Annotated in this window: 13 protein-coding genes; 4 read left to right on the plus strand and 9 right to left on the minus strand. The window is 71.6% G+C overall.

Going from position 1 to position 17357, the window contains the following annotated elements; genetic code table 11:
• The first annotated feature begins 41 nt into the window (after positions 1-41).
• Together M8H82_RS26365 and M8H82_RS26370 are read left to right on the plus strand one after the other, a co-directional pair.
• Positions 42-1721 (plus strand): sodium:solute symporter family protein, encoded by a 1680-nt coding sequence (locus tag M8H82_RS26365; RefSeq protein ID WP_250077530.1) that lies wholly within the window; start codon positions 42-44, stop codon positions 1719-1721.
• A gap of 20 nt (positions 1722-1741) precedes the next feature.
• Positions 1742-2053: a hypothetical protein gene (locus M8H82_RS26370; RefSeq protein ID WP_250077531.1), complete on the plus strand. Its 312-nt coding sequence runs from the start codon at positions 1742-1744 to the stop codon at positions 2051-2053.
• Positions 2054-2123: 70 nt separating this feature from the next.
• Here M8H82_RS26370 and M8H82_RS26375 read toward each other — a convergent pair whose 3' ends face one another.
• The 9 genes from M8H82_RS26375 to rsmI form a co-directional block, all read right to left on the minus strand.
• Positions 2124-2819, minus strand: a complete 696-nt coding sequence (locus M8H82_RS26375; protein ID WP_250077532.1) for a LuxR C-terminal-related transcriptional regulator — start codon at positions 2817-2819, stop codon at positions 2124-2126.
• 222 nt (positions 2820-3041) lie between these two features.
• Positions 3042-4877: a PQQ-binding-like beta-propeller repeat protein gene (locus M8H82_RS26380; RefSeq protein WP_250077533.1), complete on the minus strand. Its 1836-nt coding sequence runs from the start codon at positions 4875-4877 to the stop codon at positions 3042-3044.
• Between the two features lie 51 nt (positions 4878-4928).
• Positions 4929-6725, minus strand: coding sequence for a PQQ-binding-like beta-propeller repeat protein (locus tag M8H82_RS26385; protein ID WP_250077534.1), 1797 nt, complete (start codon positions 6723-6725; stop codon positions 4929-4931).
• A gap of 204 nt (positions 6726-6929) precedes the next feature.
• The gene (locus M8H82_RS26390; RefSeq protein ID WP_250077535.1) at positions 6930-8732 is read right to left on the minus strand and encodes an ABC-F family ATP-binding cassette domain-containing protein; all 1803 of its coding nucleotides are present in this window, start codon (positions 8730-8732) and stop codon (positions 6930-6932) included.
• 82 nt (positions 8733-8814) lie between these two features.
• Positions 8815-9717, minus strand: coding sequence for a 4-(cytidine 5'-diphospho)-2-C-methyl-D-erythritol kinase (locus M8H82_RS26395; protein ID WP_250077536.1), 903 nt, complete (start codon positions 9715-9717; stop codon positions 8815-8817).
• On the minus strand, positions 9714-10589 hold the full coding sequence (gene rsmA / locus M8H82_RS26400) for a 16S rRNA (adenine(1518)-N(6)/adenine(1519)-N(6))-dimethyltransferase RsmA (RefSeq protein ID WP_250077537.1): 876 nt from the start codon (positions 10587-10589) through the stop codon (positions 9714-9716). The genes M8H82_RS26395 and rsmA overlap by 4 nt, the downstream gene beginning before the upstream one ends.
• Positions 10590-10622: 33 nt before the next feature.
• Complete coding sequence (locus M8H82_RS26405) at positions 10623-11936, minus strand: resuscitation-promoting factor (protein ID WP_250077538.1); 1314 nt, start codon at positions 11934-11936, stop codon at positions 10623-10625.
• A 116-nt stretch (positions 11937-12052) separates the two neighbouring features.
• The gene (locus M8H82_RS26410) at positions 12053-12931 is read right to left on the minus strand and encodes a TatD family hydrolase (RefSeq protein ID WP_250077539.1); all 879 of its coding nucleotides are present in this window, start codon (positions 12929-12931) and stop codon (positions 12053-12055) included.
• Positions 12932-12980: 49 nt separating this feature from the next.
• The gene (rsmI, locus tag M8H82_RS26415) at positions 12981-13823 is read right to left on the minus strand and encodes a 16S rRNA (cytidine(1402)-2'-O)-methyltransferase (protein WP_250077540.1); all 843 of its coding nucleotides are present in this window, start codon (positions 13821-13823) and stop codon (positions 12981-12983) included.
• Positions 13824-13885: 62 nt separating this feature from the next.
• Here rsmI and M8H82_RS26420 point away from each other — a divergent pair, with 62 nt between their 5' ends.
• Both M8H82_RS26420 and M8H82_RS26425 read left to right on the plus strand, forming a co-directional pair.
• Positions 13886-15637, plus strand: coding sequence for a phospholipid carrier-dependent glycosyltransferase (locus M8H82_RS26420; protein WP_250077541.1), 1752 nt, complete (start codon positions 13886-13888; stop codon positions 15635-15637).
• 85 nt (positions 15638-15722) lie between these two features.
• Positions 15723-17342, plus strand: coding sequence for a penicillin-binding transpeptidase domain-containing protein (locus M8H82_RS26425; RefSeq protein WP_250077542.1), 1620 nt, complete (start codon positions 15723-15725; stop codon positions 17340-17342).
• The last annotated feature ends 15 nt before the right edge of the window (positions 17343-17357 follow it).

The following is a 17357-nucleotide window of genomic DNA, read 5'->3' on the forward strand; positions in this document are numbered from 1 at the left end:
GGTTCCGCTACGGATCAGTTCGCGCAACGAAGCGAGTACGTATGGAAACCCCCACATATCTGGCCGCCGAGCTGCGGCTCCCCACCAACTGGCTCGACTACACGATCCTCGGCATCTACTTCGTCGTCGTCCTGGGCATCGGCTTCGCGGCCCGCCGCTCGGTCAAGACGAGCCTCGACTTCTTCCTCTCGGGGCGTTCCCTGCCCGCCTGGATCACCGGCCTGGCCTTCATCTCCGCCAACCTCGCCGCCACCGAGATCCTCGGCATGGCCGCCAACAGCGCGCAGTACGGCGTCTACACCGTGCACTGGTACTGGATCGGTGCCATCCCCGCGATGGTGTTCCTGGGCCTGGTGATGATGCCCTTCTACTACTCCAGCAGAGTGCGTTCGGTCCCCGAAATGCTGCTCCTGCGCTTCGACAAGTGGGCGCATCTGCTGAGTTCGGCTCTGTTCGCTTTCGCCGCCATCCTGATCTCGGGCGTGAACCTGTACGCCCTCGCCATCGTGGTCGAGGCGCTGCTGGGCTGGCCGCAGTGGGTGGCGATCGTGGTCGCCGGTGCCTTCGTGCTGGCGTACATCACGCTCGGCGGCCTGTCGTCGGCGATCTACAACGAGGTGCTGCAGTTCTTCGTGATCCTCGCGGCGCTCATCCCGCTCGTCGTGCTGAGCCTGAAGAAGGTGGGCGGCTGGGGCGGGCTGACCGACACGCTCACCAAGGCCCAGGGGGGCGACTTCACCACCGCCTGGGGCGGCACGGGCATCGGCAGCGACAACCCGCTGGGCGCCAACTGGCTGACGATCGTGCTGGGGCTCGGCTTCGTGCTGTCCTTCGGCTACTGGACGACGAACTTCGCGGAGGTCCAGCGCGCGCTGTCGGCGAAGAACCTCAGCGCGGCCCAGCGCACCCCACTGATCGCCGCGTACCCGAAGATCTTCATCGTCTTCCTGGTGATGATCCCCGGGCTCGCGGCGGCGGCCCTGATCCCGGGCTTCGGCACGGAGGAGTCGGGCTACCAGTACAACGACGCCATCCCGTACCTGATGGAACAGCTGCTGCCCAACGGCGTGCTGGGCATCGCGGTGACCGGCCTGCTGGCGGCGTTCATGGCGGGCATGGCGGCCAACGTCTCGTCCTTCAACACGGTGTTCACCAACGACATCTGGGCGCGGTACGTGGTCAAGGGCCGGGAGGACGGCTACTACGTCGGGTTCGGCCGCCTGATCACGGTGATCGGCGTCTGCGCGTCGGTGGGCACGGCGTTCCTCGCCTCGTCCTTCTCCAACATCATGAGCTACCTCCAGACGCTGTTCTCCTTCTTCAACGTGCCGATGTTCGTCGTCTTCATCGTCGGCATGTTCTGGAAGCGGGCGTCCGCGAAGTCCGGCTTCTGGGGCCTGCTCGCGGGCACGGTCGCCGCGATGGTGAACTACTTCTGGATCTACAAGCAGGGCATCGTCGACATCCCCACCGACCAGGGCGCCAACTTCGTCTCCGCGATCGTCGGCTTCGTGGCCGGCGGCGTCGTCATGGTCGCCGTCTCGATGTTCACCGCCCCCAAGCCCGCGGAGGAACTCCAGGGCCTGGTCTACGGCACCCGCTCGCCCGGCATGTCCGAGGCACCGGCCGAGGGCGACGACGCCTGGTACCGCCGGCCCGCCCTGCTGGGCTGGGGCGCGATCATCCTCGCGGCCGCCTGCTACATCCCGTTCTCGTTCTGACGCGGGAGGATTGAGAGACCATGTCTGACCACCACGGATACTCCGAGAAGGACGTCCAGCGGGAGGTCTCCGAGCTGGAGGCCCAGTCCGCCACCGCGGCCCGCATCTTCGACCTGCGCCGCATCATCGGCGGCCTCTTCGTCGTCTACGGCATCATCGTCACGATCGCCGGCATCAACCCCTCGGACGCCGACCTGGACAAGGCCGAGGGCGTCAACATCAACCTCTGGACCGGCCTGGGCATGCTGCTGCTCGGCATCTTCTTCCTGGCCTGGCTGAAACTGCGCCCAGTGGTACCGCCGCCGGTTCAGGCGCCGAAGGACGAAGAATAAGAAGGACGAGGAGTAACCGGCAGGGGTGCCTGCGGCGCTGCGGGCACCCCTGTCTCAGGCCTCCGGTGTCTCAGGCCTCCGGTGACGGGGACGAAGGCGGCAGCGGGCCCGCCCGGTCCAGCAGGCCCGTGCGGGCCGCCAGGGCCGCTGCCTCGAGCCGCGATCCCACGCCCAGCTTCATCAGGACCCGCTGAACGTGCGTGCGTGCCGTCGACGGAGCGATGCCCATGCCCGCCGCGATCAGGCGGGTGTCCTCGCCGTCGGCGACCCGGACCAGGACCTCCACCTCCCTCGGTGTGAGCATCTGCAGCAGGCGCTGGCCCTCGTCGTCCGGCTGGGCCGCCGGATTGAGCAACTCGCTGAAGGCGCCTTGGAGGAGTTGCGGGGCCACCGCGGCCTCACCCGCCCTCGCCTTCATGATCGCCCGTTCCACTCCCTCGATGCGCTCGTCGTGCCGCACATAGCCCGACGCCCCCGCCGCGAACGCCGCCGCGATCCCCCGCGGACTGGGCACCGGGCCCAGGACCAACACCGCCACCTGCGGGCGTTCCCGCTTGATCTTCACCACCGGGTCGAACATCCCCGGCTCGGCCGGTGTCGCCGTCCCCAGCAGGCACACCTCCGGCGCCCTGGTGATCACCAGCTCCGCCGCCCCCGCGGCCGGTGCCGCCGCGGCCAGCACCCGGTGCCCCCGCAGCTTCAAGGCCGAGGCCAGCGCCTCGGCGAGCAATCGGTGGTCGTCGACCACCATGAGCCGAACTCCCATCGAGCAACCCCCCAGATCCCCACACGTCCCCACCCACACGCCCCCGGGGCGCACCCACGGGGATGCCCCCGGAAGCTACACGCTTGTTCGACGTTGCGCTCCCCCTACTGGAGAGATGTGCCCCGGATCGCCGAAATTCCTCTCATTCGCGGGTGATGAGCGGTAAGTGCACGGCCCCGCCCCTGAACAGGGACGGGGCCGTGGCCACAGGCGTTCGATCGGCTACTTCGCGCCGAACCCGATCACCAGGTACTCCTCCTCGCCGCTGCTGCCGAGCTCGCTGGCGAAGACGTCCGACATGAACAGCCGGCCCTGGCCGTACAGGATCTCGGCGTAGTCGGGCAGCATGCTGCGCTCCACGTCCATCACCGCCTCCGTGGCCGGGTTCTCCATCAGCTTCGTCTCCTTGAAGGAGCCGCCGTCGAGAGAGACCACCTGGCCGCCCTTGTCGTACGGGCCGCGCTTGTACGCGATGAGGTTCGGGCCGTCCATGCGCAGGGGCACGAGCTCGTAGCCGTCACCGGCGTCGGCCCGCTGGCCGGTCTGCTTGCCGGTGGCCAGGTCGAAGGAGACGATCTCGTTGGTGTCGCTGTACTCGGCGGCGCCGTCGTGCTTCTCGGTCGGCACGTAGAGCCGGTCGTTGCCCACGGCGAGCAGACGGCACTCCTCGATCTTGGTGATGCCGTCGCAGCTGGCGTTGTACTGCTCGCCCGGCGCCGAGATCCGCGCGCGGAGCTTGCCGGTCTTGTTGTCGATGGAGAAGAAGTCCGAGATCCCGCTGCCGTCCCCGGCGGCGTCACCCACGTCGGCGGCCACCACCAGCGGCTCGGTGGAGACCACGCTGGCGTACTCGATGCCCGTGTCCATCTTGTACTCCGAGATCACCTTCCCGGACTTCGGGTCGATGTTCTGGATGCTCAGCTTGCGGTCGCCGTACTGACCGCACTTGCGCACCGCCACCAGCTTGGGGCCGCCCGCGTAACCGGCGTCGTAGCAGGTGTCGGTCGCCTTGGGTGCCCAGAGCTGGTCGCCGGTGGCGATGTCGAAGGCGGCGCCGCCGCTGGTGCTGCCGACGGCGACGGTGCTCGCGCTGACCGTGACGTTGTCGAAGCTGATCGGCTGGGTGCCGCTCTCGACCGTCTTGGTCCACAGCTTCTTGCCCGCGTCGAGGTCGATCGCCGCGACCTGGCTGCAGCCGTAGGACGGGTTGGCCTTGGTGGGCATCTTCGGCTGGTAGGTGATCGCCGTCTTGTTGTCCTCGGTGGCGTGGTTGCTGCCCTGGCAGACCGGGCCGGGCAGCTCGATCGTCCAGAGCTTCGTGCCCTTGTCGGGGTCGTAGCCGACGACCTCGGCGACGCCGCTCTTGGCGTACACCGTGCCGGTGAGCCAGGAACCGACCGTGGGGATGGTCCGGTCGTCCTTCACCTCGGGGGCCGGGACCTGGAAGAGCACCTTGGAGTTGGGGTCGGCGGGCGCCTTCTCCGTCGCCTTGCCGGACGCGGTGCCGCCCGTGCCGCCGGAGTCGCCGCCCTTGTCACCGCCCTCGCCGCCCTTGTCGCCGCCACCGCCGGTGCCGCCGCTGGAGCTCGCGGTGTCGTCCTTGCCGCCGTCCTCACCGGAGGACGAGGCGTACAGGGCGCCGCCGCCGATGATCAGGGCGATCGCCACGACCGCGGCCACGATGATGGCCGCCTGCGCGTTGAACTTCCGCCCGCCGCCCGGCTGTCCCGGCTGCGGCGGCATCGGCATGGTCGGCTGACCGGGGTAGCCGTAGCCGGGCTGCTGCCCGTACGGCGGGGTCGGCGGCTGGCCGTACGCCGGGGTGGCGGGCTGGCCCGGGTAGCCGTAACCCGCCGGCTGCTGGGGATAGCCGTACCCCTGCGGGGGCGTCGGCGGCTGCTGCGGTGCCTGGGGGGCGCCGAAGCCGGGCTGCTGGGCGGGCTGCTGGGGCTGCTGCGGCGCGCCGAAGCCGGGCTGCTGCGGCGGCTGGTCCTGGGGCGGGCCGAAACCGCCGCCCGAGGGGGGCTGGTTGGGCGGCGGAGGCGGGGGCTGGGTCATGGTGTGGCTACCTCAAGAAGGGGACGACTGGGAACGGGACGTGGGAGCGGCTCACTTGCCGAAGGCGAGCATCAGCTTCTCCTCCGTCTCGTCACTGCCGGACAGGCGCGTGGTCGACAGGTAGAAGCGGCCGTCGATCCAGTCGTAGGTCCCGGAGTAGAAGCTGTCCTCGATGTCGGCCGTGCCCGACGGGTTCTGCAGCAGCTTCACCGGCTTGTGGCTGCTGCCCGTGGTCGGGATCGACACGACCTGGCCGCCCGACTCCCAGGACGGCTTGACGTAGGCGATGAGCTTGCCGTCCTCGATCTTCAGCGGCAGCATCGTCTCGTCCGCCGGGGACTTCACGCGCCACTTCTCCTTGCCGTTGGCGAGGCTGACCGCGACGATCTCGTTGGCGCCGGTGGTGGCCTCGGTGGGCAGGTACAGGGTGGTGGCGTCGGCGGCCACGCCCTGGCAGCCGCGCAGGTCACGCTGGAGGACGGCCCAGCCGCACTCGGGGGAGAAGCTGTCGTCGACGTCGACCTGCGACTTGATGGAGCCGCCGGAGCCCAGCGTGGAGATGTTCCAGGCGTTCTTCTTCTCGTTGGTGCTGTAGACGACGACCGGGTTCAGGGAGTAGATCCGCCCGACCGTCCAGCCCTTGTCGGGCTTCCAGGTCCACTTGGCCTTGCCGGTCTTCGGGTCGAGCTCCTGCACCTCGTCGTGCTCGTTGGTGCCGCCCGCGCCGCAGGACGAGACGGCGATCAGCTTCTCGCCGCCCGCGAAGGCGGCCGGGAAGCAGGCGTCGCCGTACTTCTTCTTGTCCCAGAGCTTCTTGCCGGTGGTGACGTCGTACGCCGTGCCGGACTGCGAGCGGCCCACCATCAGCGTCTTGCCGGTGATGGACATCTCGATCTGCAGGGTGCTGTCGAAGAGTTCGCCGTCGGCGACCTCGCCCTGCCAGCCCTTCTCGCCGGTGTTCAGGTCGAGTTCCTGCAGCTGGTTGCACTCGGCGCGGTCGCTGGCGCCGCTCATGTACGCGATGACGACCTTGTCCTCGGCCGACTTCTCCGGGGTGACCGCGCAGATCTTCTGCGGGAAGGTGATCGGGTCCCAGGCCGGGACGCCGTCACCGACCTTGTAGGCGAAGACCTGCTTGTACGCGGCCTTCACGGCCGTCTCGCCGGTGATCCACAGGCCGGGGGCGTCGGCACCGGAACCGGGCGCGTCGGGCGCCTCCTTGTACCAGAGCACCTTCGCCTCACCGGCCTTGCGGCCCTCGTTGAGGTTCTCCGGGTCCTCGCCGCCGTCGCCGCTGCCGTCCCCGGGGTTGACCGGGTCGTCGGAGGCCTTGGGGCCGTCGCTCTGCTGCGCGACCGGCTTCTTCTTCTTGCCGCCGTCGTCGTCACCGCCGGCCACCGCGAACACGGTGCCGCCGACCACGAGCAGGGCGACCACCGCGGCACCGATGACGAGCGCGGGCTTGCCCTTGAAGGGGTTGCGGGAGCCGCCGCCGGGCGGGACGGGCGCACCGGGGTACTGGGGCTGCTGCGGATAGCCGTAGCCGGGCTGCTGGCCGTAGGGGCCGGGCTGCTGGGGCTGGCCGTAGGGGCCCGGCTGCCCGTAGGGTCCCGGCTGCTGGGCGTACGGGCCGGGCTGGCCGTACGGGCCGGGCTGCTGCTGAGGTGCCTGCGGGTAGCCGTAACCGGGCTGGGGCCCGGCGGGCGGCGCGCCCTGCGGCGGCGGGGGCGTCTGAGGCGGGCCCTGGGGTGGCGGCGGCGTCTGCGGCGCACCGAAGCCGCCCTGCGGCGGCGGGTCCTGCGGCGCGCCGAAACCGCCGTGCGGCGGCTGGTTGGGCGGCTGGCTCATCAGCGGTTTCCCCCTTGTGACCGATGTGGCGCCGCGCTCTGTGGCGCTGCGTTTCCGCCACACCCGTGATTCTCAGACGGTTCTCAGACCGCCTCTTTCTATCACTCGGCACCGACAACCCACCGGGCCGGTGAACGCCTGTTCCCAAGGGACGACCGGCTCGTGATACCGCCGTTACGCGCCTTCACGCGCCCTTCACGCCGCTTACGCGTCCTCCGCCAGCTCCAGCCAGCGCAGCTCCAGCTCCTCGCGCTGGTTCGCCAAGTCCCGCAACTCGGAGTCCAGTTCCGCCACTTTCGCGAAGTCCGTGGAGTTCTCGGCCATTTGGGCGTGCAGCTTGGTCTCCTTCTCGGCGACCTTGTCGAGCTGGCGCTCGATCTTCTGCAGCTCCTTCTTGGCGGCGCGCTGGTCGGCGGCGCTCCGGTCGGGGGCGGCCTTCTCGACGACGGGCGCCGCCGCGGCGGCCGCCTCCTCCATCCGCCGGCGCCGCTCGATGTACTCGTCGATGCCGCGCGGCAGCATCCGCAGGGTGGCGTCGCCGAGCAGGGCGAAGACCCGGTCGGTGGTGCGCTCGACGAAGAACCGGTCGTGGGAGATGACGATCATCGAGCCGGGCCAGCCGTCGAGGACGTCCTCCAGCTGGGTCAGGGTCTCGATGTCGAGGTCGTTGGTGGGCTCGTCGAGGAAGAGCACGTTCGGCTCGTCCATCAGCAGCCGCAGCAGCTGCAGCCGGCGCCGCTCACCGCCGGAGAGGTCGCCGACCGGCGTCCACTGCTTCTCCTTGTTGAAGCCGAACGTCTCGCACAGCTGCCCGGCGGTCATCTCGCGCCCCTTGCCGAGGTCGACCCGCTCCCGCACCTGCTGCACGGCCTCCAGCACCCGCAGGCTCGGGGCGAGTTCGGCGACCTCCTGGGAGAGGTAGGCGAGCTTGACGGTCCTGCCCACGGAGATCCGGCCGCCCGCGGGCTGCTCCTCCCCCTCGGTACGGGCCGCCTGCGCCATCGCGCGCAGCAGCGAGGTCTTCCCGGCGCCGTTGACGCCGACGAGGCCGATCCGGTCGCCCGGGCCGAGCTGCCAGGTGAGGTGCTTGAGCAGCACCTTGGGGCCGGCCTGGACGGTCACGTCCTCCAGGTCGAAGACGGTCTTGCCGAGCCGCGAGGAGGCGAACTTCATCAGCTCGCTGGAGTCCCGGGGCGGCGGCACGTCCTTGATGAGCTCGTTGGCGGCCTCCACCCGGAAGCGCGGCTTGGACGTCCGCGCGGGGGCGCCGCGGCGCAGCCAGGCCAGCTCCTTGCGGACCAGGTTCTGCCGCTTGGTCTCCTCGGTGGCGGCGATGCGCTCCCGCTCGGCCCGCGCGAAGACGTAGTCGGAGTAGCCGCCCTCGTACTCGAAGACGTCGCCCTTCTGCACGTCCCACATGCGCGTGCACACCTGGTCCAGGAACCAGCGGTCGTGGGTGACGCACACCAGCGCGGACCGGCGCTCGCGCAGGTGCTGGGCGAGCCAGGAGATGCCCTCGACGTCGAGGTGGTTGGTCGGCTCGTCGAGGACGATCAGGTCCTGTTCGTCGATGAGCAGCTTGGCGAGCGCGATACGGCGGCGCTCACCACCGGAGAGCGGTCCGATGACGGTGTCCAGGCCCTGCGGGAACCCGGGCAGGTCGAGCCCGCCGAAGAGCCCGGTGAGCACGTCCCTGATCTTGGCGTTGCCCGCCCACTCGTGGTCCGCCAGGTCCCGGATGACCTCGTGCCGCACGGTGGCGGCCGGGTCGAGGGAGTCGTGCTGGGTGAGCACGCCGAGGCGCAGCCCGCCGGAGTGCGTGACCCGGCCGGTGTCGGCCTCCTCCAGCTTGGCCAGCATCCGGATCAGGGTCGTCTTGCCGTCGCCGTTGCGCCCGACCACCCCGATCCGGTCCCCTTCGGAGACGCCGAGGGAGACTCCGTCGAGCAGCGCACGGGTGCCGTACACCTTGCTGACGTTCTCGACATTGACCAGATTGACGGCCATTACTCTCCTGCCCAGGGGGATCGATCGACCCTCCAGGGTAGTCCGCGCGCCGGGCCCGCGGACCCGGTGTCCGGCGACGCCGCTACCCGGAGACCACGGTGGCGCCCGGCGCGGGGCCGGTGGCCACCCGTACCGCCCGGCAGGTGCCGGACGAGCGCAGCGACTCGGCCACCTTCAGCGCCGACTCCGGGTCCCGCGCGAGGAACGCCGTCGTGGGGCCCGAGCCGGAGACCAGCGCGGCCAGCGCCCCGGCCGTGCGGCCCGCGGCGAGCGTGCCGGCGAGCTCGGGGAACAGGGAGAGCGCGGCGGGCTGGAGGTCGTTGGAGACGGCCGCGGCGAGCGCGTCGGGATCGCCCTCGGCGAGCGCGCCGAGGAGGTCCTCGCAGGCGACGGGCGCGGGGATGTCCCGTCCCTGCGCGAGCCGGTCGAACTCCCGGAAGACGGCCGGCGTCGACAGCCCGCGCGCGGCCACCGCGAACACCCAGTGGAAGGTGCCGCCGGTCTCCAGCGCGCGCAGCTTCTCGCCCCGCCCGGTGCCGAGCGCGGCCCCGCCGACCAGGCTGAACGGCACATCGCTGCCCAGTTCGGCGCAGATGTCGAGGAGTTCGTCCCGGGAGGCGCGCGTGCCCCACAGCGCGTCGCAGGCGAGCAGGGCGCCCGCGCCGTCCGCGCTGCCGCCCGCCATGCCGCCCGCGACGGGGATGTCCTTGGCGATGTGCAGGTGCACGTCGGGGCGGATGCCGTAGCGCGCGGCGAGCGCCTCGGCGGCCCGCACGGCGAGGTTCGTACCGTTCAGGGGGACCTGGTCCGCGTCGGGTCCCGTGCAGGTGACGCGCGGGCCGCCCGCCGACTCGGTGACGGTGACCTCGTCGTACAGGCCGACCGCGAGGAAGACGTTGGCGAGGTCGTGGAAGCCGTCGGGGCGGGCGGCGCCCACCGCGAGCTGGACGTTGACCTTGGCGGGGACGCGGACGGTGACGCTCACTGGGGACCGGACTCCTTGTGCTCGGCGATCCGCGCGAACTCCTCGACCGTCAGGGCCTCGCCGCGTGCCTGCGGGGAGACGCCCGCCGCGAGGAGCGCCGCCTCGGCGGCCGGCGCGGACCCGGCCCAGCCGGCGAGCGCGGCCCGGAGCGTCTTGCGCCGCTGCGCGAAGGCGGCGTCGACGACGGCGAACACCTCCTTCTTGGAGGCGGTGGTCCGCACCGGCTCGCTCCGGCGGACCAGCGACACCAGGCCGCTGTCGACGTTGGGCGCCGGCCAGAAGACCGTGCGGCCGATGGACCCGGCCCGCTTGACGTCGGCGTACCAGTTCGCCTTCACGGACGGCACGCCGTACACCTTGGAGCCGGGCGGCGCGGCGAGCCGGTCGGCGACCTCCGCCTGCACCATGACGAGGGTGCGCTCGATGCTCGGGAAGGTGTCGAGCATGTGCAGCAGCACGGGTACGGCGACGTTGTACGGCAGGTTCGCCACCAGCGCGGTCGGGGCGGGGCCGGGCAGCGCGGTGACGTGCATCGCGTCGGAGTGGACCAGCGAGAACCGGTCGGCGCGGCCGGGCAGCCGGGCGGCGACGGTGGCGGGCAGCGCGCCCGCGAGGACGTCGTCGATCTCCACGGCGGTGACCCGGTCGGCCGCCTCCAGCAGCCCGAGCGTGAGCGAACCGAGCCCGGGCCCGACCTCCACGACCACGTCGTCGGGACGCACGTCCGCGGTGCGGACGATACGGCGCACGGTGTTCGCGTCGATCACGAAGTTCTGACCACGCTGCTTGGTGGGCCGCACACCGAGCACGTCCGCGAGTTCACGGATGTCGGCGGGGCCCAGAAGGGCGTCGGGGGTGGGGCTGGTGCTCACGGGACAAGGGTACGGGCCGGGAAGCGGGCGCCCTCACCCCCGCAGCCGCGCCCCGCAGTGCGGCCAGGGACTCGCCCCGCGCTGCACGTACAGCTTCTTCGCGCGCAGGGTCTGTTCCGAGGCCGGGGCGTCCTGGGGCCGTCCGCTGCCGCCGAGGCTCCGCCAGGTCTGCGTGTCGAACTGGTACAGGCCCCCGTACGTGCCCGAGGGGTCCACCGCCTGGGGGCGCCCGCCCGACTCGCAGGCCGCGAGCCCCTGCCAGTCCAGATGGTCCGCCCCCTGCACCGACGTCGGCATGGGCCTCGTCCCCACCTTCACCACCTGGGTCCGGGGCTCGCGCACCAGCTCGCTGCCGAGGCGCCGCGGCTTCTGCCGTACGCCGTTGACGGTGACCATGGAGTACGTGACCCGGCGCAGCCCGGGCTGTCCGGCGCGCTCGACGACCTCGGTGCCCCGGAACAGCGAGGGGTCCTCGCTGCGCTGCACGTCGAAGGGGATCTCCTCCTCGTGGACCTCCTTCGTGCCGGTGATCCGCAGCACGGTCACCGTCTGCCCGTCGCGCGGGAAGCTGCCGGGCGGCACGGAGGTGGCGTCCTGTCCGCGCAGGGTGATCCCGGCCTCCTCGACGACCTCCCGGACGGTCGCGGCGTTGGTGCGCACGGTGCGGGCCCGGCCGTCCGCCATGATCGTCACGGAGCGCTCGGTGCGCACGTCGAGCGCGAGCCCCGCGCGCCCGATCCGGGTGGAGCGCGCGGCGGACAGGTAGGCCCCCTCCGCCCGCACCCCCCACTGCCCGAGCGCCTCCTCGACCGTGCGCGCCGTCGTCCACACCTCGCGCCGCTGACCGTCGACCGTGAGCCGCACGGGCCGCCCGTAGCGCACCGCGACCTCGTCACCGCTGCTGAGTTCCGTACCGGGGGCGGGGGCGATCACGTCGTGCGCCCCGACCTCCACCCCCTCCTGGGCGAGCAGTTCGGTGACGTCGTCGGCGAAGGTGTGCAGCGTGCGCGGCCTGCCGTCGACATTCAGCTCGATCGCCTTGTCCTTGGCGACGAAGGCGGTGGTGCCGCCCGCCAGGAACGCGACCACCAGCGCCTGCGGCAGCAGCCGGCGCACGGAGCCGTCCGCGCTCCCCGGGTACCGGCTCTTGCGGCGCCGTGCGCCCCGTCGCCCCGGAGCGGCCCGCACCACGGGCGCGAGCGCCTCCTTCTCCGGTGCGGGCCACGGCTCGTACGGGCCGGCCACTCCGTACCCCAGCGTCTCCGCGCTGTGCAGATCAGCGGGGGGCGCGTCGAATCCGCCGTACGCCTGCGGCGGGTACGTCTCGTACTGCGACCTGCTGCTCACGTCGCCACGCTCCAGTGGGCCAGAGGGGTCCCGAATCGGGCCCCCAGAACCTAGCGGAGCGAGTGTCACTCTCCAAAGCGACGCGACTACGCAGCGTCGCGAGCGGGCGGTGATTGTCAGTAGGCGAAGGCGCGGGCCGTGTTCGCGCCGAGGGCCGTCGCCAGCGCGTCCTCGTCGATCCCGCGCACCGCGGCCATCGCGCGCACCGTGACCGGAATGAGATAGGGGGCGTTGGGCCGTCCGCGGTAGGGCGCCGGCGTCAGGAAGGGCGCGTCGGTCTCCACCAGCAGCAGCTCCAGCGGGGCCACGGCCACCGCCTCCCGCAGATCGCGGGCGTTCTTGAAGGTGACGTTGCCGGCGAAGGACATGAAGTATCCGGCCGCGGCGCAGATCTCCGCCATCTCGGCGTCACCGGAGTAGCAGTGGAAGACGGTCCGCTCCGGAGCGCCCTCCTCCTTCAGCACCCGCAGGACGTCCGCGTGCGCGTCGCGGTCGTGGATGACCAGCGCCTTGCCGTGCCGCTTGGCGATCTCGATGTGGGCGCGGAAGGAGCGCTCCTGCGCCTCCTTGCCCTCGTCGCCGGTGCGGAAGTAGTCCAGGCCCGTCTCGCCGACGGCCTTCACGTGCTCCAGCGCGGCCAGCCGGTCGATCTCGGCGAGCGCCGCGTCCAGCCCCGCGTCGCCGCCCGGCTCGCGTGCCCCCTGCCGGGACCAGCCGTCCGGGTCGCCGTGGACGATGCGCGGGGCCTCGTTGGGGTGCAGGGCGACCGCCGCGTGCACGTCCGCGAACGCGGCGGCCGTGTCCGCCGCCCACTGCGAGCCGCGTACGTCGCAGCCGACCTGCACGACCGTCGTCACCCCGACCGACGCGGCCTTGGCGAGCCCTTCCTCCACCGTGCCGGACTGCATGTCGAGGTGGGTGTGGGAGTCGGCGACCGGCACCCGGAGAGGTTCCGGGAGCGGCGGCGCCGCGTTCTTGTCGCTGGAGGAAGGCATGCCCCGATCCTACGAAAGAGGGCGCCGGCGACTGTCGGCCACCACCGCGTCAGCGGCTCTTGGCGGCCACCACCGCGTCGAAGACGACCCGCTTGGGCAGGCCCGCCTCCGCCGCGACCGCCGCGATGGCCTCCTTGCGCCGCTCGCCCGCCTCCTCGCGCACCCGCACCCGGCGCACCAGTTCCTCGGGCCCGATCTCCTCGGGCCCCTTGTCCGGCGCGCCCTCCACGACCACGGTGATCTCGCCGCGCACGCCCTCGGCCGCCCACGCGGCCAGCTCGCCCAGCGGGCCGCGCTTGACCTCCTCGTAGGTCTTGGTCAGTTCCCGGCACACCGCGGCCCGCCGCTCCTCGCCGAAGACGGAGGCCATCGCGGCGAGGGTGTCGTCGAGGCGGTGCGGGGCCTCGAAGTAGACCAGCGTGCGCCGCTCCTCGCCGACCTCGCGCAGCCGCGAGAGCCGCTCGCCCGCCTTGCGCGGCAGGAACCCCTCGAAGCAGAACCGGTCCACGGGCAGCCCGGACAGCGCGAGCGCGGTGAGCACGGCGGACGGCCCGGGGACGGCGGTGACCTTGATGTCCCGCTCGACGGCCGCGGCGACCAGCCGGTAGCCGGGGTCCGACACCGAGGGCATCCCCGCGTCGGTGACGAGCAGCACCCGCGCGCCGCCGAGGAGCTCGTCGACGAGTTCGGGGGTCCGGGCGGTCTCGTTGCCCTCGAAGTAGGACAGGACCCGCCCCTTGGGCGTGACGCCCAGCGCCTGGGTCAGCCGGCGCAGCCGCCGGGTGTCCTCGGCCGCGACGACGTCGGCGCCGGCCAGCTCCGCGGCGAGCCGGGGCGGGGCGTCCGTGATGTCGCCGATCGGGGTGCCTGCCAAAACAAGGGTTCCTGTCACGTTTCCATCCTCGCAGGCGCCATGGGCGGGACTCCCACAGACGGGTTCCCTACGATGGCGCGGTGACCAGTACAGCGTCGTCCATGGACTCCACGGACACCCGGCAGGGCCAGGCGCCGCACGACCAGCGGCCCTCGTGGCAGCAGCGGCTGCGCCGATTCGGATACACGGCGGGGCCCAGAGCCGACGTCCGCGACCGCCTGGTGCCGCCGTACGTGCAGCCGGCCCCGCGGCTGTGGGCGGTGCTCGGGCTGCCGCCGACGCTCGCCGACCGGCTGGTGCGCTGGTCGGGCTGGGGCGGTCCGCTGCTGATCACGCTGTTCGCGGGCGTGCTGCGGTTCTGGAACCTGGGCAGCCCCAAGGCGGTGATATTCGACGAGACGTACTACGCCAAGGACGCCTGGGCGCTCGTCCACCGCGGCTTCGAGGTCAACTGGGACAAGAACGCCAACGACCTGGTCCTGTCCATGGGGGACAAGGTCCAGCTGCCGTCGGACGCGGCGTACGTCGTGCACCCGCCGGTCGGCAAGTACGTCATCGGGCTGGGCGAGCTGATGTTCGGGTTCGACCCGTTCGGCTGGCGGTTCATGACCGCGCTGCTCGGGACGCTGTCCGTGCTGATGCTGTGCCGCATCGGCCGCCGGATCTTCCGCTCCACCTTCCTGGGCTGCCTGGCGGGCGCCCTGATGGCGGTGGACGGACTGCACTTCGTGATGAGCCGCACCGCGCTGCTCGACGGCGTGCTGATGTTCTTCGTGCTGGCCGCGTTCGGCTGCCTGGTCATCGACCGCGACAAGGCGCGCGAGAAGCTCGCCGCCGCACTGCCCGCGGACGCCGACGGCCGGGTCCGCCCGGACGCGCACACCGCCGAGACCCTGCGCCTGGGATGGCGCCCCTGGCGCTGGACGGCCGGCCTGATGCTGGGCCTGGCCATCGGCACCAAGTGGAACGGCCTGTACATCCTGGCCGCGTTCGGCCTGCTCACGGTCCTGTGGGACGTCGGCTCCCGCAAGGTGGCGGGCGCCCGGGCCCCGCACGTGGCGGTGCTCAAGCACGACCTGGGCTTCGCGTTCCTGGCCACCGTGCCGGTCGCGGTCCTCACCTACATCGTGTCCTGGACCGGCTGGATCCTCTCCCCCGCCGACGGCTCCGGCGGCTACTACCGCAACTGGGCCGCCACCGACGGGAAGAACAGCGACTGGTCGTGGCTCTTCCCGGACTGGTGGCGCAGCCTGTGGCACTACGAGTCCCAGGTGTACGAGTTCCATGTCGGCCTGTCCTCGCCGCACACGTACGAGTCCAACCCCTGGAGCTGGCTGGTCACCGGCCGCCCGGTGTCGTACTTCTACGAGTCCCCCGCGCCCGGCAAGGACGGCTGCCCGGTCGACGCGGGCGAGAAGTGCGCGCGCGAGGTGCTGGCGATCGGCACGCCGCTGCTGTGGTGGGTGGCCGCGTTCGCGGTGCTGTACGTGCTGTGGCGCTGGTTCTTCCGCCGCGACTGGCGGGCGGGCGCCATCGCCTGCGGCATCGCGGCCGGCTACCTGCCCTGGTTCATGTACCAGGAGCGGACGATCTTCTTCTTCTACGCCGTCGTGTTCCTGCCCTTCCTGTGCCTGGCCGTCGCGATGCTGCTCGGGGCGATCGTCGGACCGCCGAAGTCGAGCGAGACCCGCCGGGTGGCGGGCGCGACCGGCGCGGGCGTGCTGGTGCTGCTGATCGCCTGGAACTTCATCTACTTCTGGCCGCTGTTCACCGGCACCGCGATCCCGATCGACGACTGGCGTTCCCGCATGTGGCTGGATACCTGGGTATAGCAACAATCCTGGAACAGCCGCCCCCGCCGTCACACCGGCCCTTTACAGTGCGAGGACCACTGGGGAAACGGGGAGGGACAGCCCAATGGGCAAGGGGGTGAAGGCCGCCGTCATCGGGAGCGTGTTCGCGGTGATGGTGGGGGGCGCCGGATACGGGGCCTACAACGTGGTGTCGGCGCTGGACGGCGACTCGGGCGGTACCGCGGTCGCGCGGACCGGGCCGCCGAGCGGGGACGAGGTCGAGGAGACGGCCGGGAAGTTCTTCGCGGCCTGGGAGCAGGGGCAGGCGACCGAGGCGGCGTCGTACACCAACTTCGACCAGGCGGCCCGGCCGCTGCTGGCGGCGTACGCACGCGACGCGCACATCACCGGTGTGAAGATCACGCCGGGGGCGGCGAACGGCGGGGTCGTGCCCTTCACGGTCGACGCGAAGGTGTCCTACGACGGGAAGAGCAAGCCGCTCACCTACAAGAGCGAGCTGAAGGTCGTGCGCGGGAAGACCTCCGGCAAGGCGCTGGTCGACTGGGACCCGGCCGTGGTCCACCCGGAGCTGGAGAAGGACGACACCCTCGTCACCGGTGAGTCGAAGAGCCCGCCCATCGAGGCCGTGGACCGCGACGGACAGGTGCTGACGAAGGCGAAGTACCCCTCGCTCGGGCCGGTCCTGGACACCCTGCGCGACCGCTACGGCGACAAGGCCGGCGGCACGCCCGGCGTAGAGCTGGTGATCCGGCACGCCGCCGAGGGCACGGCCGACACCCCGCTGCTCACGCTCGCCGAGGGCAAGCCGGGCAAGCTGCGCACCACGCTGAGCGCGGGCGTGCAGGCGGCGGCCGAGCGGGCGGTGAAGGGCTACGCCGAGTCGTCGGTGGTGGCCGTCAAGCCGAGCACGGGCGAGGTGCTGGCGGTGGCGAACCACCGCGAGGACGCCTTCAACGCCGCCTTCGAGGGCAGGGTCGCGCCCGGCTCCACCATGAAGATCATCACGGCCGCGATGCTGATCGACAACGGTGTCGCCTCGATGAACGGCCCCGCGCCCTGCCCGGACACCGCCACCTGGCAGAGCCAGACCTTCAAGAACCTGCCCGGTCTGGCCGCGAACGAGAACGCCACGCTCGCCGACACGTTCATGCGCTCCTGCAACACCGGCTTCATCAAGCTCGTCGACGAGGAGCCGCTGACCGACGCCTCTCTGACGACGGAGGCGCAGGAGCGGTTCGGGCTCGGCAAGGACAACTGGAAGACCGGCATCTCCTCCTTCGACGGCAGCGTGCCCGCCTCCACCGGACCGGACCGCGCGGCCAACGCCATCGGCCAGGGCCAGGTCCAGATGAGCCCGCTGAACATGGCGTCGGTCACAGCCACCGCGATCACCGGAACCTTCCGGCAGCCGTTCGTCGTCTCCCCCGACCTGGACGGCCGGCCCCTGGCCACCGCCCAGGGCCTGCCGCCGGCCACCGCCTCCCAGCTCACGCAGATGATGCGGCTCACCGCGACCCAGGGCTCCGCCCGGGACGTGATGGCCGGACTCGGCGGCGACATCGGCGCGAAGACCGGCTCCGCCGAGGTGGACGGACAGACCGCCAACAGCTGGTTCACCGGATTCCGCAACGACGTCGCCGCGGCGGCCATGAGCGTGTCCGGCGGACGCGGCGGTGAGGCGGCGGGCCCGATCGTGAAGGCGGTGCTGGCGGCGGGTGGCTGACGTCACCCGCCGGGT

Origin of the sequence: Streptomyces sp. YS415 (genome assembly GCF_023544665.1) — a bacterium.
GTDB lineage: Bacteria > Actinomycetota > Actinomycetes > Streptomycetales > Streptomycetaceae > Streptomyces.